The 20907-nt window shown below is 40.0% G+C and carries 18 protein-coding genes and 2 pseudogenes; 8 read left to right on the forward strand and 12 right to left on the reverse strand.

Annotation, left to right across the window (positions count from 1 at the left end; genetic code table 11):
- Positions 1-10 precede the first annotated feature (10 nt).
- Positions 11-91, forward strand: a complete 81-nt coding sequence (locus tag QL986_RS18870) for an IS3 family transposase (protein WP_356736069.1) — start codon at positions 11-13, stop codon at positions 89-91.
- A 138-nt stretch (positions 92-229) separates the two neighbouring features.
- Here the strand turns inward: QL986_RS18870 and QL986_RS18875 are convergent, their stop codons facing one another.
- Entirely contained in the window at positions 230-364 is a 135-nt protein-coding gene (locus QL986_RS18875; protein WP_356742204.1) for a hypothetical protein, read from the reverse strand.
- A gap of 72 nt (positions 365-436) precedes the next feature.
- On the opposite strand from QL986_RS18875, the gene QL986_RS13215 reads away from it, so the two are divergent.
- The 4 genes from QL986_RS13215 to QL986_RS13230 all read left to right on the forward strand — a co-directional run bounded on the left by QL986_RS13215 (position 437) and on the right by QL986_RS13230 (position 6654).
- The gene (locus QL986_RS13215) at positions 437-1609 is read left to right on the forward strand and encodes a DUF1343 domain-containing protein (protein WP_138764479.1); all 1173 of its coding nucleotides are present in this window, start codon (positions 437-439) and stop codon (positions 1607-1609) included.
- A 30-nt stretch (positions 1610-1639) separates the two neighbouring features.
- Positions 1640-3280 (forward strand): penicillin binding protein PBP4B, encoded by a 1641-nt coding sequence (gene pbp4b / locus QL986_RS13220; RefSeq protein ID WP_138764478.1) that lies wholly within the window; start codon positions 1640-1642, stop codon positions 3278-3280.
- Positions 3281-3360: 80 nt separating this feature from the next.
- Positions 3361-4737, forward strand: a complete 1377-nt coding sequence (locus tag QL986_RS13225) for a Na+/H+ antiporter NhaC family protein (RefSeq protein WP_138764477.1) — start codon at positions 3361-3363, stop codon at positions 4735-4737.
- A gap of 174 nt (positions 4738-4911) precedes the next feature.
- Positions 4912-6654, forward strand: coding sequence for a potassium/proton antiporter (locus QL986_RS13230; protein ID WP_138764476.1), 1743 nt, complete (start codon positions 4912-4914; stop codon positions 6652-6654).
- A gap of 376 nt (positions 6655-7030) precedes the next feature.
- Here QL986_RS13230 and QL986_RS13235 read toward each other — a convergent pair whose 3' ends face one another.
- From QL986_RS13235 to QL986_RS13255, 5 genes and pseudogenes are all read right to left on the reverse strand, one after another.
- The gene (locus QL986_RS13235; RefSeq protein WP_138764475.1) at positions 7031-7519 is read right to left on the reverse strand and encodes a hypothetical protein; all 489 of its coding nucleotides are present in this window, start codon (positions 7517-7519) and stop codon (positions 7031-7033) included.
- 168 nt (positions 7520-7687) lie between these two features.
- Positions 7688-8339, reverse strand: a pseudogene (locus tag QL986_RS13240) (hypothetical protein).
- A pseudogene (locus QL986_RS13245) lies at positions 8326-8517 on the reverse strand (sigma factor-like helix-turn-helix DNA-binding protein); the annotation flags it as partial. The pseudogenes QL986_RS13240 and QL986_RS13245, both read right to left, overlap by 14 nt.
- Positions 8518-8789: 272 nt before the next feature.
- Positions 8790-10121, reverse strand: a complete 1332-nt coding sequence (locus QL986_RS13250) for an MFS transporter (protein WP_013465793.1) — start codon at positions 10119-10121, stop codon at positions 8790-8792.
- 113 nt (positions 10122-10234) lie between these two features.
- Positions 10235-11011 (reverse strand): hypothetical protein, encoded by a 777-nt coding sequence (locus tag QL986_RS13255; protein WP_024601439.1) that lies wholly within the window; start codon positions 11009-11011, stop codon positions 10235-10237.
- Between the two features lie 255 nt (positions 11012-11266).
- On the opposite strand from QL986_RS13255, the gene QL986_RS13260 reads away from it, so the two are divergent.
- Positions 11267-11977, forward strand: coding sequence for a VC0807 family protein (locus tag QL986_RS13260; protein WP_016900505.1), 711 nt, complete (start codon positions 11267-11269; stop codon positions 11975-11977).
- A gap of 71 nt (positions 11978-12048) precedes the next feature.
- Here the strand turns inward: QL986_RS13260 and QL986_RS13265 are convergent, their stop codons facing one another.
- From QL986_RS13265 to dps, 3 genes are all read right to left on the reverse strand, one after another.
- A complete protein-coding gene (locus QL986_RS13265; protein ID WP_024601438.1) occupies positions 12049-12492 on the reverse strand; it encodes a c-type cytochrome in 444 nt (147 codons plus the stop codon).
- A gap of 579 nt (positions 12493-13071) precedes the next feature.
- Complete coding sequence (locus QL986_RS13270) at positions 13072-14814, reverse strand: SulP family inorganic anion transporter (protein WP_028835689.1); 1743 nt, start codon at positions 14812-14814, stop codon at positions 13072-13074.
- A gap of 185 nt (positions 14815-14999) precedes the next feature.
- On the reverse strand, positions 15000-15524 hold the full coding sequence (gene dps / locus QL986_RS13275) for a DNA starvation/stationary phase protection protein Dps (protein WP_016900503.1): 525 nt from the start codon (positions 15522-15524) through the stop codon (positions 15000-15002).
- A gap of 348 nt (positions 15525-15872) precedes the next feature.
- On the opposite strand from dps, the gene corA reads away from it, so the two are divergent.
- Positions 15873-16829: a magnesium/cobalt transporter CorA gene (gene corA, locus QL986_RS13280; RefSeq protein WP_024601436.1), complete on the forward strand. Its 957-nt coding sequence runs from the start codon at positions 15873-15875 to the stop codon at positions 16827-16829.
- Positions 16830-16862: 33 nt separating this feature from the next.
- Here the strand turns inward: corA and QL986_RS13285 are convergent, their stop codons facing one another.
- From QL986_RS13285 to QL986_RS13295, 3 genes are all read right to left on the reverse strand, one after another.
- Positions 16863-17225 (reverse strand): DUF2237 domain-containing protein, encoded by a 363-nt coding sequence (locus QL986_RS13285; RefSeq protein WP_016900500.1) that lies wholly within the window; start codon positions 17223-17225, stop codon positions 16863-16865.
- A gap of 164 nt (positions 17226-17389) precedes the next feature.
- Entirely contained in the window at positions 17390-17809 is a 420-nt protein-coding gene (locus tag QL986_RS13290) for a CBS domain-containing protein (protein ID WP_024601435.1), read from the reverse strand.
- A 177-nt stretch (positions 17810-17986) separates the two neighbouring features.
- Positions 17987-18766 (reverse strand): DUF2189 domain-containing protein, encoded by a 780-nt coding sequence (locus QL986_RS13295; RefSeq protein ID WP_290191628.1) that lies wholly within the window; start codon positions 18764-18766, stop codon positions 17987-17989.
- Between the two features lie 226 nt (positions 18767-18992).
- Here QL986_RS13295 and QL986_RS13300 point away from each other — a divergent pair, with 226 nt between their 5' ends.
- On the forward strand, positions 18993-20873 hold the full coding sequence (locus tag QL986_RS13300; RefSeq protein ID WP_290191629.1) for an MFS transporter: 1881 nt from the start codon (positions 18993-18995) through the stop codon (positions 20871-20873).
- Positions 20874-20907: the final 34 nt, after the last annotated feature.

Raw genomic sequence — 20907 nt, forward strand, 5'->3', positions numbered from 1 at the left:
TCGCTTTTATATCGAAAACTACTACAACTCAGTAAGAATGCATGGCACGCTAGGAAATGTGAGTCCCATGCAATACGAGTTAATGAATTAAAAACCCGTGTCTACTTTATCGGGGTCGTATCAACCTAAAACCTAAAACCTAAAACCTAAAACCTAAAACCTGCGCGAGGTAAACTCCCGCCTACAATATAAAAATTGCGCTTGCAAAAGGCTCGGTGTTTTATTTTTATTACCTGACCGCTGACCGCTGACCGCTGACCGCTGACCGCTGACCGCTGACCGCTGACCGCTGACCGCTGACCGCTGACCGCTGACCGCTGACCGCTGACCGCTGACCGCTGACCGCTGACCGCTGACCGCTAATTCTTAAAACCTAAGCTGCTCTTTAAACTTAGCTGTGTTATTTTAAATGCCTTGTTTAAAAGGATCTTGCTGTATGTTTAAAACCGTGTTTTTTACCTTCTTTTTTATACTAAGTGCACTTTTTACCGTTGCTACACATGCAAATGAGACTAAACATGCAATCGCCGTAGGTGCAGAGCAATTTGCTTTGTATGCACCCCAATTAAAAAACAAACGTGTAGGGCTGGTGGTTAACCAAACCTCTCTTGTGGGGCAAACGCATTTAGTTGATAGCTTGTTGGCTAAAAACATCAACATCACTAAAATTTTTGCACCTGAGCATGGCTTTCGAGGCGATCACGATGCCGGTGCTCATGTACAAAACGCCGTTGATAGCAAAACCGGTATTGCGCTTATTTCTATTTACGGTAAAAACAAAAAACCAACCCCCGAGTCATTGCAAAATGTAGATGTAATTATTTTTGATATTCAAGACGTGGGCGTACGTTTTTATACCTACATAAGCTCTATGCATTACATGATGGAGGCCGCGGCAGAGCAAGGTGTTGAATTTATAGTACTCGATAGACCAAACCCAAATATTGCTTATGTTGACGGCCCATTATTAGAACCAGAATTTAAATCGTTTGTGGGTATGCACCCAATCCCTGTATTGCATGGTATGACGGTAGGCGAGCTTGCTAAAATGATCAAAGGTGAGGGGTGGATCAATCAGGCTCGTGATTTAAAGCTAAACGTGATCCCTGTTGCAGGCTACACCCGCACAACGCCATACAGTTTGCCGGTAAAGCCAAGCCCTAATTTACCCAACGATCAATCAATTGCGCTTTATCCATCACTTTGCTTTTTTGAAGCCACTCCTATTAGCATAGGTAGGGGAACTGACTTTGCCTTTCAGGTCATAGGTTACTCGCCGGTGGCGCTTGGAGAATTTAGTTTTACCCCGCGTTCAATAAAAGGCGCAGCGCTTAATCCAAAGTTTAAAAACCAAATGGTGAAAGGGATTGATTTACGCCATAGTAATATCACAGGTTTAAACTTAAATTATTTAATTAATGCTTACCAGCAGCTTACACAGGCTAAACAGCTGTTTTTTGAACGTGCCGATTTTATGGATAAGCTCGCAGGAACTGATAAATTAAGGCTCGCCATAGAAGCAGGGCACTCAGCTGAGGAAATCAAACAAAGTTGGCAAGCCGGGCTAAAACAGTTTAAACAGCAAAGAGCGCCATATTTGCTGTATTAATAAAAGGGATGCGTGCATTGGGCTTTAAAAATGATAAATAATAAAACGTACTATAAAGTAGTTATATTGCTGCTGAGCATTATTATTGCGGGCTGTAGTCGCTCTACAGCAATTAAATCAGAGCGCCCTTTAACGGTTAATCATATCAACGCGTTAGCTAATGCGCAGGTAATTGCTACCTTTCCTGAGCCCAACCCCAGTAGCAGAGAATATGTAAATAACCGCGGCACTTTTAAAGCCTACCGGGGCCGTGGACAACTATTGCTACAAAATGTCAGTGCGGTTAGCGCCGATATATACATCAATAATAAAAAGCTCTCACTTAATGAGCCTTTACGCGCTAACACCGAGTACGACTTTAATTTAGGGCACTATACGCATAACGGCGTGAACACCTTTAAGGTAGAGAACATTCAACCTGCTGGCGGCAGTTTAACCCTGCGCTTTGCATTTGCTACCTTAGAAAATAGCGCCACAAAAGAAATCGACTTTAGCCAAGTTGATACCTTAATTGAAAACGATATAAAAGCAGGCTTTCCAGGAGCGGTATTAGCGGTTGTTAAAGCGGGTAAGGTATTAAAATTAACTGCGTATGGCGATGCAAAACAATATCAGCAAAGTGATTTAATGCTTCTGCGCCCAGAGCCTATGCAAACCAATACCTTATTTGACTTAGCCTCAAATACTAAAATATTTGCTACTAACTTTGCATTAATGAAGTTGGTCAGCGAGGGGCAGTTAAACATAAATCATACGGTGCATTCATACCTAAAAGAGTATCAGGGTAATGGCCGAGAGCACCGCCAAGTAAAAGACTTACTAACTCATAGTGCCGGTTATCCGCCAGTGTTTGATTTTCATCGAAAAGACACCGCTTACGGCGATGCGTTTTTCTCACAAACAAGCGAAACCACTAAACAGCTATTATTAACAAGTGTGCCATTAACCGCTGAACCTACAGCGCCGCATGTTTACTCTGATATTGATTACATGATTTTAGGGGTTTTAATTGAGCGAATTAGCGGCCAACCTCTCGATGAATACCTAGAGCAGCATATTTACGCGCCTTTAAAACTCAATAACACCTTATTTAATCCGCTTAAAAAAGGTTTTAATCGTCAGCAGTTTGCTGCCACGGAGCTTAGCGGTAATACTCGAGATGGGCGTATTCATTTTGATAATATTCGCACCAATGTACTGCAAGGGCAGGTGCATGACGAACGTGCTTATTATTCGCTTGACGGTGTTGCAGGCCATGCGGGATTATTTAGTAACGCTCCCGATTTAGCTGTGCTGTGCCAAGTTCTACTTAACAAAGGTGGTTATGGCGATACGCAAATTTTTAACGCCAGTAGCTTAGCGCAATTTTTAACGCCACAAAGCAGTGATGAAACCTACGGGTTAGGCTTTCGTCTTGCGGGAAATAACCAAGGGCGGCGCTGGCACTTTGGCCCTTATGCCAGCGCTCAGGCCTATGGCCACACAGGGTGGACAGGCACAGTTACCGTGATTGATCCGGCTTACGATTTGGCCATTATTTTACTCACTAATGCGCGGCATACTCCTATTAAAGGCACTGAAAAGCGCTATCAATTCGTAGGGAAAAATTTTGAAACAGCGCAATACGGCTCTATTGTGTCGCTTGTTTATGAGGCATTATTAAATCAATAAGCGTTAGTAAGTGACTTAAGTGCTTATATCTATTAAGTTAAGTAAAGCGTCGTCATTATAAAAATAAATAAGGTTTGTTTATGCATTGGTATTCTATTTTACCGCCACTGATTGCCATTGCTATCGTGTTTTGGCGTAAAGAAGTGATTATGGCGCTTTTGGTGGCAGTGGCTTCATCTGAGTTCTTACTGGCCATTCAGGGCGAAGGAAATAGCGTATTTAATACATTTTTAAATACCATAGAGCGCATTATTTCGGTAGCAAGCTCGCCAGGTAATACCCGTATACTCATATTTAGTATTTTAATAGGCGCATTACTGGCCTATATTCGCGAGTCTGGCAGTGTTGTTGCTACCGTTAATTTGCTAATGAACAAAGGTGTTGCTAAAAGTAAGCGCCAAGTAGGCTTTTTAACTATGTTTACCGGCGTAGCGGTATTTATAGAGTCAAACTTAAGTGTGCTTACCTCGGGTATTTTATCTCGCGGTCTGTTCGACAAATTTAAAATGAGCCGCGCGCGTTTAGCCTACATAATCGATAGCACCAGCGCCCCTGTGTGTATTTTAATATTACTAAACGGCTGGGGTGCATTCGTACTGGGCTTGTTAGGTAATTACGAATTAGGCGAGTCGGCGGTATCGGTATTGTGGGGCAGCGTAGGCTATAACTTTTACGCCATAATCACCTTGGTTATTGTTTTTTATACCATTGCCTTTGATAAAGTACACGGCCCAATGAAAGAAGCCGAGCAAAAGCTAGAGCTGCAAAAAACCGAACTAAAAGAAGAAGTAAAGGGCTCTAAAGCGCGTTACATGCTAGTGCCATTACTTACCCTAATTGTGAGCATGGTAGGCTTTATGTTTTACACCGGCAACGGCGTACTTGCCGAGGGCAGCGGCTCTAAATCGGTTTTATACGCAACGGTATTAGCCATTGTGGTTGCATATGTTTTAATGATTAGCTCGCGCCAATTTACTCACCATCAATTAGTAGATACCGGCTTTAAAGGCATGGGCGAGTTATTACCGCTGGTGAGTATTGTACTGCTTTCACTTACACTGGGCGCAAGCTTAAAAGAGCTAGGCACGGGCGTATTTGTCGCATCGCTAGTGGGCGATTACCTACCTATTTACTTAATTGTACCAGTGCTGTTTTTAACTGGCGCGGTTATGTCGTTTACTACAGGCACCTCGTGGGGCACGTTTGCCATCCTCATCCCCATTGGTGTACCGCTTATTCAAGCGCTTGGTTTACCGCCATCGCTGGTGGTAGGCGCTATTTTAGGCGGCGGTATATTTGGCGATCACTGCTCCCCAATATCCGACACCAGCGCGGTATCTGCCATCGCCTCGGGGTGTGACTTACTCACCCACGTTAAAACGCAGCTACCGTATGCGTTATTTGGCGGCGCACTGACGTTTATAGCGTACTTAGTAACAAGCATAATAGTGTTATAAAATTTGCTCGTTTAAATACTCAAAGGCCTGCTTAATCGCAGGCTTTTTTGTTTTAAATATGCAGTTAAGTACCCGTATTTATATTTTTTAGGTTATTGTATGGCATGAGCTTTAAGCTTTTTAATAGCTATAAATTCTTACTTTTTAACTTATACAAGGCAGAAAACTCACACTATGTTTGTAATAGATAATATCATTCTTGTTAGTGCCATTTTAATTTTACTAGGGGTTATCTCGAGCAAGCTATCTGCGCGCGTTGGCTTACCCGTGCTGGTGCTATTTTTACTGGTGGGCATGCTTGCAGGTGAAGACGGTATTGCCGGCATATCATTCGATAACGCAGAGGCTGCGCATGCTCTGGGCACGCTAGCACTGGCTATTATTCTATTTGATGGTGGGCTACAAACGCCAACCAGTTCAATTAAACAAGTGTGGAAACCTGCTTCGGCTTTAGCAACGGTCGGGGTGCTTTTAACGGCTGTAATTACCGGCCTTGTCGCCACTTATATTTTAGACTTACCCGTATTACAAGGCGTTTTGCTGGGCGCTATTGTGGGCTCTACAGATGCCGCTGCCGTATTTGCACTTTTACGTAGCGCCGGTATTCACCTAAATAAAAAGCTTAAATCAACCCTTGAAATAGAAAGTGCCTCGAACGACCCAATGGCTATTTTTTTAACGGTTGGTTTGCTCGAAATGCTAGTGAACGACATGCCAATAGGGCTGGGTTTACTGCAGTTATTTGCCCAGCAAATGGGCGTAGGCGCCGTTTGTGGGTTTTTAATTGGTAAGGTGTCGGTGTGGTTTATTAATCGAATAAAATTAAATGCATCAGGTTTGTATTTAGTAATGGTAACCGCATTTGGGCTGCTTTCTTTTGGCCTTTCTGCAACGCTTGGCGGCAGTGGCTTTTTAGCTGTATTTATAACCGGCGTTATTTTAGGTAACAGTAAATTTGTATATAAACGCGGTATTTTTCTGTTTCATGACGGTTTAGCGTGGCTTGGGCAAATAACCATGTTTGTTGTGTTAGGGCTTTTAATTAATCCCTCGTCGTTGGTTGATGTATGGTTAGAAGGGTTGTTAATTGCACTGGCACTTATTTTTGTTGCTCGCCCACTAGCGGTAGCGCCAATTTTGAAATTATTTGGCTTTAAAAATCGCGAAACTTTATTTGTATCTTGGGTGGGGCTAAGAGGCTCAGTGCCGATTATTTTAGCTATATTCCCACTGTTGTTTGGCCTTTCAGGGGCGGAGCTTATTTTTAATGTGGTTTTTTTCGTGGTGTTAATCTCGGCCACATTGCAAGGCTCAACTATGCCTTGGATGGCTAAAAAGTTAAGTTTAATAGAGCCGCCACCCGATTTAGCAGCTGCAACGCTCGAAATTACCGCCTTAAATGATATTGATATAGAAATTGTAGAGTACACGTTAAGTGATGTTTCTCGCGTTTCTGGGCGCAGTTTGTCTCATGCTGCACTGCCAGAAAGTGTAGTTGTAGCCATGATCACACGAGGGCCTTCAATCATACCGCCACGCGGCTCAACAAAACTAAAACCAAACGATCATTTATTTGTTGTTTTAAAACCCGATAACAGACCTTTTGTTGATTTAGTTTTTACAGCAACCGATAAAACAAACCACCAAGACAGTCATTTAGCGCGCAACGAACTTAAAGTGAAAGGGGTTACGCTAGTAGGCGATATATTTTACTCATACCACATGAAAATAGACGCGCCAGAGGGTATAAGCTTGGAAGAGGTGATCAACCAAAAGCTCTCAGGAGAAATCAGTAAAGGCTCAATTGTGGTTATTGGTAATGTTCAACTACGCGTTATAACAATGGTACATACACGTATAGTGACCATCGGCTTAAAATACTTACACAATCCAGAACAACGACTTTTAAAGCAGTAGTCATTAACGCTGATTTATAAGATATTAGTGACGTAGGTTGGGTTGAGTGACACGAAACCCAACGTATCGCCAATATATTTCACCGCTTTAAAGCCAAGTATATACACTGTTTTGTAGGCGCTTAGCTTGCTAGCGCGTCGGGCGTTTACCGGAAATAAGTGCGAAAAACTTAATCAGTTTTTGCTTGATTGATGAACGCAAGTCTACGTTTTAAAAGCTACCCTTTTTATATTCTTCGAATCTATTTGTTGTAACTAAGGTAAAGTCTTTTAGGCCCAAGCTATCTGCATATTTTTCTATAATTTTCTTTGATGATGAATGATCATCTTCTTTTTCTGAATTTCTAAGTAAGCTGATATCATCATTAAGTTCTTCACTAGATATACCAAGCTTTATATTTTTTATTGTCAACTATTGATTCGAGAATCTTTTCTCTATTTCTAGGTTGTATGAAATCATAATATTTTTTGAAATTAATAATATCTGATATGGAGTACGTTTTTACAGAAGTATCTATCCCATTACTTTGTAAAAAACCTTCAGCTTCGCTTGGAAATTTTTTCTGATCACCTTCTTCTTTGTGGATTAAATCTTGATACATACTTAAGCGATTGTTGTACTCTCTGATAATCTGATTCAATATAAATATAGATACTAAGGTTTCGATAAATTCATTTTCTTTTTGATATTTAAATTGGTCAAACCAAGAGTTTCCCGCTATGTAAGCCGCGACCAAAAGTAATGTAGTTGTGTACGCTATTATGAAAGTGAACGTAGCTATAATAACATCGCTTAATGTCCCCCACTTTCCGTTAGGTACCCAAAGAATATAGGAAATAAATACTAAAAGTAATAAAATTAGCAAATGTTAACCGTTGAAACCATATTTTAAAATTATCCATAGTTTTCCTTTGGCTTATTCATACTTTATTCTGTTTTCCTTTATCTTACACAAATTAAACTTTTTAATCTTCTCGAACCCTTGGTATACCTATGCTAGAAAATAGATTCAGATGAATAAACTCATTGTAATCTAAACCCCACACTGCCTAACTCCAGTTCCCGCATGTTTAAGCGCAATAATCTGCCCTTTACCGTTATGCGCCATAGCGAGCATATCACCGGTATTTATATTACTTTCCACTGCGTGCCTTCCCTTTAAATCACTTAAGAGCGACTGCTTAATTTGTACCAGTACCTCGTCATTACAGCTGGCTATGTACCAGTCGTTATCAACCTTTACGAGAGTGCCGTATTCTATGTGGCGTTGTTGGTGTAAGCGCAAGCTATTAGCATGTTGAGTGTCGAGTGCGTGTTTTTGCTCGGTAATGGCGCTTGTGTAACTGCCCGATGGGTTTATTTCGTGGGTTTTAATAATTGAATAGTCGTGAATGTCTATAGTTTTAAATGAGCTGTTAAGCACCGTTTTAGGTGCGTAGTTAATGCCCTCGTTACTATCAAACACAATAAATGCGAATACGCCCAGTGCGCAGGCAAGGCTGGTTAACTGTAGCGTAAAACTAAGCCTTGAGGGCTTTTTATGGCTGGCATTATTAAGTAACGCTTTTTGCTGGGAAGCGCTGAGTGTAGTGCGTGCTTTTCGCTCTTTGTAGTGTAGTGCGTGCTTTTCGCTCTTTGTAGTGTTGAGTGAGCTTTTGATCAAACTGCTCATCAGGCTTGTTCATTGTTTGCTCCTAATAAACGTTTAAGGTTTTGCTTGGCATAGCGCAGCCTTGTTTTTACGCTCTCATGGTTGCTTTGCGTTATAAGCTCTATGTCGGCAAGGCTAAAGCCTTCTTGTTGTAAGGTAATGGCTTCGCGTTGCACAAAGCTCAGTTGCTTGAGTGCGCTATCGAACGCTTGGAGATGTGTTTACACTGATAAGCTTATGACATTGTTCAAGAATCCGTTCCGAGATCATTTATAAACAAAAAGTGGTTAATATGTAATTATTATTGTTTTTAATTGTAAACAGCGTTAATTGTTAGGTGTTTGTTATTGCTATTATTAGCTTAAAAATTATTGATATTTTCTCTAATTTTGTTGGCTAACTTTTGAGACGCTTCATTTAATTGAGGCTGAAAGTGAAGCGCTATTGAGCGTTCATTAGTTGTTGTTAGTTCATAGCGTAAGCGCTATGCACTTTTTTGCTCGTTTCCTAGATCTTTAAACAGCTCCCCTTGGGGATGTTCAAAAAACGCATCATTTATTTCTTCATCATCCACAACCAACATTTGATCTTGTGCGGTGGTTTCTTCAATACGCGGATCCATAGTGGCAGCAAGTGGTGAGTTAGTTACATCGGACGTACCGACTACATAATCACTGGGTTCAGGCTGCTCTACTTTTTGTTTAGAATTAATAAACGTGAGTAATAAATACATGGTTACGGTTAATAGCGAAATAGACGCATACAATGCTTGGTGACCAAAGTAGCTCATGATCTGTGCGTTAACTGTTGAGCCTATTGCCGCACCAGCGCCAAAAGCAACCAATAACGCTGATGACACGCCTACGCGTTCTTCGTCTTCAACTCGCGAATTGGCCAATGCCGAACAAAGCGGATATAAAGTAAAGGCAAACAAACCAAATATAAAGGTGAGTATGTAAGCAATTAACTGTGAGCTTGGTAATAAAAACAATGCCAAACTCACAATGCCTATGGCTATGGCATTAGTACGAATTAATAAACTACGGCGAATACGGTCAGAAAGCATGCCCATTGGCCACTGGGCTAGCAGGCCGGCTAAAATAGTTAGCGACATAAAAATAGCAATTTCAGCGGCGTTAAAGCCTGATAGCTTAGCAAAAATAGGTGCTAGACCATAAAAGCTACCATTGATAATGCCTGCAAAGTGCACCGCAGTAAGCGATTGTGGCACTTTTTTAGCGTAATCAAATAGGCTCATTTTTATCGGTTTTAAGGGTTTTGGGTGAATTCTGCGGGTGATAGAAATAGGAATAATACCGATTGCTAACGCCATGCAGACTAAAAATAGCGGCGCATAACCTAACTCAGGAAATTGTGCGAGCGCTAATTGCCCTAAAATCATCCCCAAGTATGAAGTGATCATATAAAACGAGAATACGCGGCCGCGTGATTCGGGGGCTGACTGTTCATTCAGCCAGCTTTCTAGCACCATGTAATTACACATCATACCTAAGCCAACAAAAAGCCTAAGGCCTAACCATATATAAAGATTATCACTCACGCCGTGAGCAGCCACACAGGCTGTCACTGCAGCAGTACTGGCGGCAAAGGTTCTGATGTGACCTACCGATTTAATAAGATGATAGCCAAGTTTTGAACCCAGTAATAAGCCAAGGTAATAACACGAGGTCATTAAGCCTATCCAAAACGTAGACGTGCCTTGTTTACCTAAATAAAGCGCTAAATAGGTAGTAAGTAAACCGGTACCAATAATTAAAAATAAATTGGCAAAGTACAGTGACGGAAATGATTTCATTAAAATGCAAATTATGAGCTAAGACAACTAGATACTAGAGCAAGCGAGAAGGTTTTCCAAGCTGTAAAAGGGAGTTTTATATGGCGCAACCCTATGCAGGCTTTAAATAGAGGTTAATGAATAAAATAATCATTTAATAATATTTTCATTTCACCGTTTTGCAGATATTCGGTAATTTTTTTGTTTATTTTTTCAAAGTCTTTTTTATAGCTTGGGTGGCAAATAATATTATCGTTAATGCTCACCGGTGAGTAGTTATTACTATAGGGTAGATGGGGGTGTATATTTAACGCTTTATAGGCAAAGTTAATATCGGGGTAAAACGCTAATATTAAGTCTACTCGCCCGAGTAATAAAAGTTGTAAGCTTTCCATTTCGCTATTTACTTCAATTACTATTTTGGCTTTTTCTTTTATTCTATCTAGCTCACGACTACTGGGCACCCCTCGAACAATGCTAATAATATCGCTGTTATTAATTTGGCCTACGTTTGAAATAACTCGCTTTGGGTTATTAGAAACCACTTTGATCAGTGCTTTGTTAAAAGGTGTGCTGTGTAAAATGTTTTTAGGTAATGTAATCCCTTCTGAGCCATCAAAGGTGTCCTCACCTGGTGCATAGCAAGCAACAGTTTGTTTTAAAAACTCAAGCTTAGCGCGTTTCATTGGCATGACTTCAATTATGTATTGATCACTCAGTTTTGTATCTGCGAGTGCTTTGGTTAATAACGCATGATAAACCCCTTGGTGTTGATTATTAGCAGCGTGTTGAAACAGTCCACTTAATTCGGCAACAGCAATAATTTGTTTGGCAGCGGCCTTTTGATGCACACAAACCATCAATAAAAATAACCAAAAGTACGATGTAGATAAATACTTACTACTGAGCATGACTTTAAACTAATTTATTTTTTGTAGCTTTAATATAGTCTTTGAGGGCTGAAAATACGACTGGTGATTTAATTAACGCCTCAATTTATACCTATATTACTGCAGAGTAAGCGCGACATAATAAAATAATATGACTAAGTGCCATGCTAGAATAGCGAGCGTATTGCGGGTATTATGCAAAGAAGCAATGTTTAGCATTATTTATTCCACATTAGGGGAAATTAATGGCAGCAGTAATATTTTTTGGAACTAAAAATGACCAGTAATAATCAAGCTACAAATAAGCGTAAAAAAAATAATCCGCTTATCGAAATAGTCTTTAATATCATCATCCCTTCAGTCATTTTAATGAAGTTTTCTGGCCCTGAATATTTAGGCAGTGTGGCTGGTTTAATTGTCGCGCTTATATTCCCCATTAGCTATGGGATTTATGATTTTATTAAAGCTGGCTCATTAAACTTCATCTCGCTTTTAGGCTTTTTAAGTACTTTGCTTACCGGTGGTATTGCCTTGTTTGAGCTAAACGTTGAGTGGTTAGCTATTAAAGAAGCAGCTATTCCGGCAATCATTGGTTTTACCGTGCTGATGTCGGGTTTTTTTGGTAAACCCCTGCTAGCCAAACTTTTATTAAACTCACTTTTATTTAAGCTAGATACTATTTACGATGCCTTAGATGCACGAGGCAATACACAAAGCTTTAAACAAAAAATCACCAATGCTAATTACCTCTTAGCGCTGACCTTTGTGTTTTCATCTACGATGAATTACATCCTTGCTAAATGGATTGTTACCAGCCCTGCAGGCTCCGTTGAATTTAACGAACAGCTTGGCGAAATGACGTTACTGAGTTATCCGGTAATTGCTATTCCGTCTATGCTCATGCTCATTGGTATTTTTGTTTATGTAATTAAAGTACTGACTAAATTAACCGGTATGAAGTTTGAAGACATGGTTAATGCTGAATAGGGTTATCCATAATCTATAATAAAAAGCCGTTGTTTAATAACGGCTTTTTTTTGATGTTTACTTATAAGTATTTATTTGTAATCAGAGTACTTCGTTCTATGATAAGGAATAAGCTTATAATTTGGTTGTAAAAAGGTCACTAAATCAGTGAGTTCAGAAACGGTCATGGTGTCGTTAAATACCGTCATTTTAGATGCTCCATCGGGGGTTCTAGCATCAGCTCTGTAAGGCCTTGAAAAGCGGTGAGAAGGGTTAATAACCGATGTAACTAACTCAGCATAAGTGACTATTTTGGTTTTATTAACGCCTAGTCTGATAGAAATATCGTCATGTTTTTTTATACTGTCATCTTCTACGCCTGCAAGTGTATGGCATGCCAAACACTCATACTTTATAAAAACGGCTTTACCTTTTTCAGCATTTCCCTCTGGTAAGCTAAATCCTCTTGGAGAATCAACGCCTCTATCGCAACCTGCAAGTGCAATTAAGCATAAAATTATTAATGTATATTTCATGGTAGCTCCTTTGTCTTTCATTGGTTTAGTGTGCGGCAATTGATAAACCATAGCCATAAACAACTTATGGCTAATTAGCTAAAACTAAAAGCGACCGCATTAGCGACTAAACTATGTATTTACTGCGCTGTATGATATTTGCATCTGGCTATTGTTTGTATTTTTAAGGTTTAGTAAGTAGCAAGAAAAGGCAATAAGGCTACGCTTATTATTAAGTGTTGATTTATTAAAATGCTTGAACACTCTATTGTTTTTATAAAGAGTCATTCACAATAAATGACTCATCTAGGGTCTGTTGACCTTTCAAGGTTAAATTTGCAGCAGTCTGTTTGGTATTTAGGCAAGACAGAGCCTATGTGGTGTGGTTATTCCCCATAAATAGGCGATAACGTAGCATCAATGCCAAACAGGCGCTGCCCGAAGGGTTCTGCCTAGGGACGATTTACTCTTTATTACTCGGTTTTTACTTAGCCCACTAGGTTACAAACCTCGCGCCGCGATTAAACCGCCCCTAGTTTGAACAAATTTTAATCCACAAAGGTCAACAGACCCTAGTGTAGTTGAGGAAAAATAATAACCCTAATTATTACCTGCATTTATCTCTTCGGAGTTTTGCGATTGAAACATCGTAACCTCGTCGACATGCTGACTGACGCTGTTTTTTTGTAAGGCAATGTATAAGTCTGAATGAATATAAATACCGTCTTTACCTGAGGCGATACCAGCGGTTTTAAACCAAGAAAGTAGCTGGCGTTTTCTTCCCGCTAGCTCTAATCGAATACCTCGTTTTTTAAATATCACATCTAGGTCTGCGAGCATGGCCATAACGCTTAAATCAAGATGAGTGAAGCAGGGCACAGCATCAATAATGACACATTGTGTGTCGTCTTTTTGTCTTGCATATTGCTCTAACAAGCGGCGTTTAAAATAACTGGCATTAAAATAGGTTAAAGGAGAATTAAAGCGATATATAAAAACCCCTTGTACTGCTTTGGCTTTATCTGTTTCGTCTAAGCTTCTTACTACGCCTTTTATATCCACACCTAAAATGGTGTCTGATGGGCGCATAACAGTTCGAATAAATTGAAATAACCCTAGTAATACAGCAAGGGTAATTCCTGGTATAACACCAATAAACAGCACAGCAAAAAGTGTGGCTGAGGCTAAGTAAAATGCCTGCTTATCTTTAAATTTTAATTGCCAGACTGCCTTTAAATCAAGCAGGTGAACAGAGGCAATTATTAATACAATCCCGAGTGCAGCACTGGGAATAAATTCAAGCGGCGCCGTTAAAAAAAGAGCGATAACGCCAATAATAGCGGCAGCTATAATCGAAACTAATTGGGTTTTTCCGCCAGAGTCGTCGTTTACGGCTGTGCGTGAGTCGGCACCACTAACGGCAAAGCCTTGTGATAATGCTGACGCTAAATTAGCGATGCCCAAGGCTCTAAATTCTTTATCGGCATCGATGTCGTAGCCATTCTTTGCTGCAAAGCTTCGCGCTGTTAGCATCATGCTGACAAAGCTAACTATGGCTAAGTTGAGTGCCGGTACAACAAGTTCTCGAATAATACCCACATCAAATACTGGGGTGTTAAACACAGGCAAACCACCGGTTACTGTGCCTATGGTTTTTATTTCAAACTGCTCTAAATTAAATAACCAAACGAATACCGCACCTAGTGCAATGGCAAACATAGAGGCTGGCCATGTAGGTTTTAAGCGCTTTAACACAAAGTAAACGCCGAGGGTAAATAAAGCCATTAGTAAGGTGGGAATATGAGTTTGCGATAAATACGTAGGAACGCCACCTAAACGCTCAAGCAAGTAGCGCTCATCAAAGGTAAAGCCAAATACTTTAGAAAACTGACCAACAATAATGGTAATAGCCACACCGTTTAATAACCCCATTAAAATTGGTTTAGATAAAAAGTCGGCTAATACACCTAGCTTAAAGCGGCTGGCAATAAAGCACCAAAAACCGGTCATTGCGGTCATGGTGATCACTAATTGCCAATGTTTAAAGCTATCGCCTGCAGCGAGTGGAGTAACAACTGCAGCAATAACCGCACATGTTGCGGCATCAGGGCCAATAATAAGCTGTTTAGAGGTACCAAAAAGTGCATAAAGCATCATAGGTAATACGCAAGAATACAGGCCAACTGCAGCATTAACGCCTGTAAGTTGCGCATAAGCTATAGCAACAGGTAAAGCAACGGCTGCAACCGATAATGCCGCCCTCACATCATCAGAAAACCATTGGCGTTGATAATTAAATAAGGTGTGTAAACCTGGCATAAAGCTATATAGACGCGACAACACTTCAAATTCCCTGCTAATAATTAGGAGTCGATAGTAAGTTCTCTTTAATAATAAGTATAGTAACTAAACGTGTTAGATGCGCTAAATAGGGGGATTTCTAGTATATTAATAAGAGGAATATAGTTTAAAAACAAAAAAGCCCAGCAAGTTACTGGGCTTTGTAAGTCAAATGACTGCTTTAAAAATTAGCTGTTCAATTGACCAGTAGATGATTCTATGTGGGCGCGAACAAACCACTGATATTGCTCAAGCTCTGCAAGTTGCGCAATGATCATATCTTCAGATACCGGATCAAGCTCAGCAAGTGATTCTATGGCTTTACGGTGATCACCGTTAACGCCGTTATATACTTTGTCTAATGCGGCTAAGTGTTCAGTTACTAAGCCTTTACCTATGGCGTAATCTTCCCATGTACGACGCTCAACAATCGATTTTGGTGTGCCAACTGGGACGCCGCCTAAAGTGGCAATACGTTCTGCTATGGTGTCGGTCATTTCACGGACGGTTTCTACTTGTGGGTCTAGCATTTCATGTACGCCAATAAAGTTTGGACCTACTACATTCCAATGAATATGTTTTAAAGTTAGCTGTAAATCAATTAGCGCTACCATGCGATTTTCTAGTACAGATATTGCTTTATTTGCTGATTCGTTTTCTACACCGGGAGCGGTAAATTCAGCGACTTTATTTGCATTATTACTGTTACTCATGATTCCTCCTACTATTTCAAAAATAGTGCTCGCTTTACTCTAGTGAGTATTTAAATTGCGATAACGAACACCTCTTGTATTTATAGAAGCAATCGTCATGCCGATAGTGACATAGTTTTAACTAACTGAAAAATAGCAGTTTAATTTTTATTTATAGTACTTGATAAAGCAGCAAGATTAAGTGCATATGAAAAATATGCACTTTTTTGTAAATTCTGCAAAACAGCAGTACTTTAAAGTGTTAGCGAATAGCGTGCCCTTTATAGTGGTTATAATGAAGGTATTATCATTGTTGATTAATGTCCTGTTACATATACTCAACTTAAAGATTCATTAAAGGAGAAGTGTATGTTGAGATTTTTTTCCATCGAGCAAGGAGTGATCAAAGAGTTAGAGCCTTTACCTGATACCCCTGTTGAAGTATCCATAAAGAATGCACATTGGATTGATACTATTAATCCAACACCGCAGGAGCAAAATGCGCTTGCAAAAACGCTCAATATAACTTTTCCAGATTCGGTAGATGTAGAAGAGATTGAAACGTCGTCAAGGTGCTTTATCGATAATGAAGGTTTACATGTGCATGCATTGTTTATGTCACCTAATGAAGGGCGATTTAATACTGTAACGGTAGCTTGTTTGTTGCAAAACAATTGCTTACTTACTATTCGTGATGAGGAATTGGCTGATTTTAGACTACTGCGCTTAAGAGCGCGAAAAGGTCAGGTGGCATGCGATACAGCAAAACAATTATTAATCACTTTATTTGATCAAAAAGTTGAAAACCACGCGGATATGCTCGAAGACATGCACCATCAATTAGAGAAGCTCAGTGCTTATGTACTTGAAGAAGATAACTCAGACTTAGAAGAGGCGGTTGGTCGCATAGCTCGCTTAGAAGATGCTAATGGTAAAGTGCGTTTATGTTTAATGGATACGCGACGCAATATTTCGTTCTTAATACGCCGTATAGGCGCGCAAAATGACGAGCGCGAATCTCTTCGAGAAATTGTACTCGATATAGAAACTTTAATGTCGCACTGTACCTTTTTGTTCGACAAGGTGAACTTTTTGATGGATTCAACACAAGGCTTTATTAATATTGAACAAAATCAAATTATTAAAACCTTTTCTATTGCCTCAGTGGTTTTCTTACCGCCTACAGTAGTGGCTAGTGTGTATGGTATGAATTTTAATATAATGCCTGAGCTACAATGGGAATGGGGTTATCCATTTGCAATTGGCATTATGTTGCTGTCGGGCTTTGCCCCTTATTTATTTTTTAAACATAAAGGGTGGTTATAATACTTTAATATTGCAAGCTGAGCGCTCAAATCATTACCCAGTATATTGATGTGCTTTTAATACTTCAAGGGGAATAATATCTAGCGCTTTTTGGTTTGTTGCTTCAAGTACAACAGGAGGAGCAACATTTGCAGCAATGGCATGATACCAACGAATCGCACATAAGCACCACTTATCGCCAGCTTTTAAGCCCGCAAAATCATACAAAGGATTAGGGCTAATTAAATCGTTACCTTGCGCCTTAGAAAATTGCAAAAATTCGTCGGTCATAATGGCGCACACACTGTGATTACCAAAGTCTGAATCTGGCACATAGCAAAACCCTTCGCGAGTATAGCCGCCATTGCCACAACATAGCTGTAGGCGAGTTCCCAATACATTTAATTGATTAGCCATATGACAAATTACCTTTTAGTAATAACTGCTGAAAAGAGCTGTTTACCATAACAGGCTGTTAGTGACTTAGCTATATACGAAGAGGCTTCTGGGTAGGTATTTGTTTATAAAAATAGCTGCGCTTTGCGTAAATTCAAAACGCAGGTTTTTTATTGTGCTATTAATTAAGATAATAGCGCCGCAGCTAAGCGCACAAAATCAGAAGAGGTTAAAATACCTACCAGCTGACCTTGCTCGCTAACCACAGGCATACAGCCATGGCGATTCTCTACAAAAAACTTAACCACATCTGATAATGGCTGGGCTGGAGTGACACTAATAAAGTCACTCACCATAATATCTTCTACTTTTGTGAGTTTTTCTTTGCGTTGTAGTGCATTTGCGCCAAAAGTAGCCATGATCCCCATTACTTTGGCGATCATAATTTTTTGCGTAAGCATGCCAACAAATGCGCCATCTTCGTCGATAACGGGAATGTGACGAACATTTTTTTCTTTCATTAAATTATGTGCGTCGTGCAAAGTACTTTTTATATTCACTGAGAATGGGTTAGGTGTCATTAAGTCTGCAACGTTTTGACTCATGTTTATTCCTTTATAAAGCGTGTGGTATATCACATTATATTAGCGCGCTTTTTAAGCTTTGCACCTTATTGAGATCAAGGTTTTTGCAGATTTAATTCACAGGAGGGAAACAGGCATCACTTAATAAAACACCCTAAAGCGTTTTATTAAGTGATAAAAAATGACGATGGGTGAATGTTATTCGTAACCACGTTCTTTTTTAGTTTTAATAACCGCAATGTAACCGTGCCAACTAGCGTAACTAAGTAGTGGCATAATAATAATGAATCCAGCGGCACCCGCAGCAAAGCCCAGTGCCACAAGTACAAATATACAAATAGACCACACCAGCATGGCTGCAAAGTTTTCTTTAACTGCATGGATTGAAGAAACCACGGCAGTCATTATATCAACGCGTCTTTCCATCATAATTTGCGGGGTGAACGCCGAAATTGAAAACACACTAACCAGTAAAATACCGCCAATAATACTGCCTATGGTTAAAAACGCCGAAAGCTCTTCAAATGTTGGGTTTGCATGGCTTGGGTACAATGCATGAACAATTGCGGCTAAGCGCATCCAAATAATCATAATTACCATAAGTAACACGGCAAAACCCCACTCACCTACAGGGTTACGAAACATCGATTTTAATGAATGGCTTAAAGTAGGTTTATGGCCTTTCTCAAGCTCCCAAGCCACATCGTACAAACCAACCGCAAACACAGGACCTATTAAGGCAAATGCAACCGTGGCTGGCAGTATGGCAAGGTGGCTGTCGGTAAGTACAACAGAGTAAACAATCGCTACGGGAATAAGTGTGAAGATTAAACCGTAAATTAAGCTCAGCATGGGCGCGCGCGCCATATCCTTAAACGCTAACGAAAGCCAATGAAAAGCGGCAAATGTATTTACTTTGTTGCACTCTAAACAACGTGCGAATTTGGTGTCTTTTTCTATTGTGTTTGTAGTTGGCATAAAGATGCTCCTTTTTTAGTCACCTTTTAGTTTTAGAACATAGATGTTTTATTTACAACTCATAAACAACTTATACGCAAGATTTAGTTGCATTGTTCATTTGTTAATCATTTTTATTGTGTGTTAGCGATTAGGTATATTTTTGAGCACGTACTTAAAAAAGTGGGTTCGTATTTCTTTTACACAGTGGTAATCTAAACGCTGTAGCTAATTTGAAGAGACCGTAATGAAGGAAAATAAACAACAATATCAAGGAGCTTTACTGAGCAGTAAACGGTTTTTACCTCTGTTTGTGACACAGTTTTTCTCCGCTTTAAATGACAATATTTATAAGCAATCAATCCTGCTTATTTTAATTTTTCAGGCTGCTACGGTGGCCGATGGTGCTTTTTATTCTAACGTGGCTGCGGGATTATTTATTTTGCCATTCTTTTTATTTTCGGGCATGGCTGGTCAAATTGCAGAAAAGTTGGAAAAATCAAAGTTGATCAGCATCGTAAAGTTTTGCGAAATTCCAATAATGCTGGTGGGCGTGGTATCTATTTTAACCGAGCAGGTTTGGTTAATGTTAGGTACTGTGTTTTTAATGGGTTTACAAAGCACTTTTTTTGGGCCACTTAAATACTCTATTTTACCGCAGCATGTGGCTCCTCATGAATTAACCAAAGCTAATGGGTTAGTTGAATCTGGCACCTTTGTGGCTATTTTATTGGGCACCGTATTTGGCACTTATTATATAACCCAAGCTGCAGGCCCTGTTTATATCAGTATCGCGATAGTGAGCTTGGCGGTTATTGGTTATTTGAGTAGTCGTTTTATACCAAAAAGTGCTGCGAATGATGCTAATTTAAAGGTATCGCTTAATCCTATTTCCTCGACCAAAAGTGTATTTAATGTGCTTAACGCACAAACCGAGTCAGTGGGTAAATCAGTATTGGGGATCAGCTGGTTTTGGCTGATTGGTGCAGTGATATTAACCGCGCTCCCTAACTATGTAAAACATGTAATGGGAGGCGATGAGCTGGTGGTTACCTCAGCTTTAGTGGTGTTTTCGTTGAGTATTGCATTGGGATCTTTACTTTGTGAGAAGCTATCGCGCTCACGTATTGAGTTAGGCATTGTGCCTTTTGGGGCGCTTTTAATTAGTTTGTTTTTATATTTATTAAGCCAAGAGCCAAGCATTGAGTTTTATCGCCAAACTAATGAATCGCTGCTTACCCTTGAACAAGTGATTAATACCGGCGATATGCTCTGGCACTTTATTTGGATGGCTGGTATTGGTATAGCTGCAGGTTTTTATACGGTGCCACTGTATGCACTTATTCAGCAGCGTACTCACCCAGATAGCCGTTCACGAGTGATTGCTGCCAATAATGTACTAAACGCCTTATTTATGGTGGGCAGCGCTGTTTTAAGTATTGTTACCCTAACGCTTTTACACTGGGAGATTTCACAATTACTGTTGTTATTAGCAGGGCTTAATTTACTGATATCGCTGTACATATATAGCAAAGTGCCTGAGTTTTTCTTACGTTTTATTATTTATATTTTAGCGATTTGTATGTATCGAGTACGCACTAAGGGAACGCTTAATATGCCCGATGATGGGGCTGCCGTGGTGGTGAGTAACCATGTTAGCTTTGTTGATTGGATGTTTATTTTAGCCGCGTCACCTAGGCCAATTCGGTTTGTCGTGTTTGCCCCTATTTATTATTCACCAGCACTTAATTGGTTGTTTAAAATGGCCAAAGCCATTCCAATTGATAGTGAAAAAGCAAATCCTAAGGCGTTTAATAAAGCCTTTGACGATATCGCTCAGGCACTAGAGCGTGGAGAGCTGGTGGGAATTTTTCCTGAAGGCAAGCTCAGTGGAGATGGCGAAGTTGATGTATTTCGCCGTGGCATTGAAAAAATAATTCAGCGCACACCGGTGCCTGTTATTCCTGTTCATTTAGATGGACTATGGGGCAGTATGTTTAGTCGAAAAACAAAGTGGCGATTGCCTAGACCAAAGTGGTCGTTGGTCAGTGTGACTATTGGTGAAATGGTGGCTGCACAGAACGTTAATGCCGATGATTTGCGCGAGCGAGTGGTTGCTTTAAAATAGCTTAATAATAAAAAAGCGCTGCAATTAATTGCAG

The organism is Pseudoalteromonas sp. APC 3250 (assembly GCF_030407915.1).
Classification (GTDB): Bacteria; Pseudomonadota; Gammaproteobacteria; order Enterobacterales; family Alteromonadaceae; genus Pseudoalteromonas; species Pseudoalteromonas tetraodonis.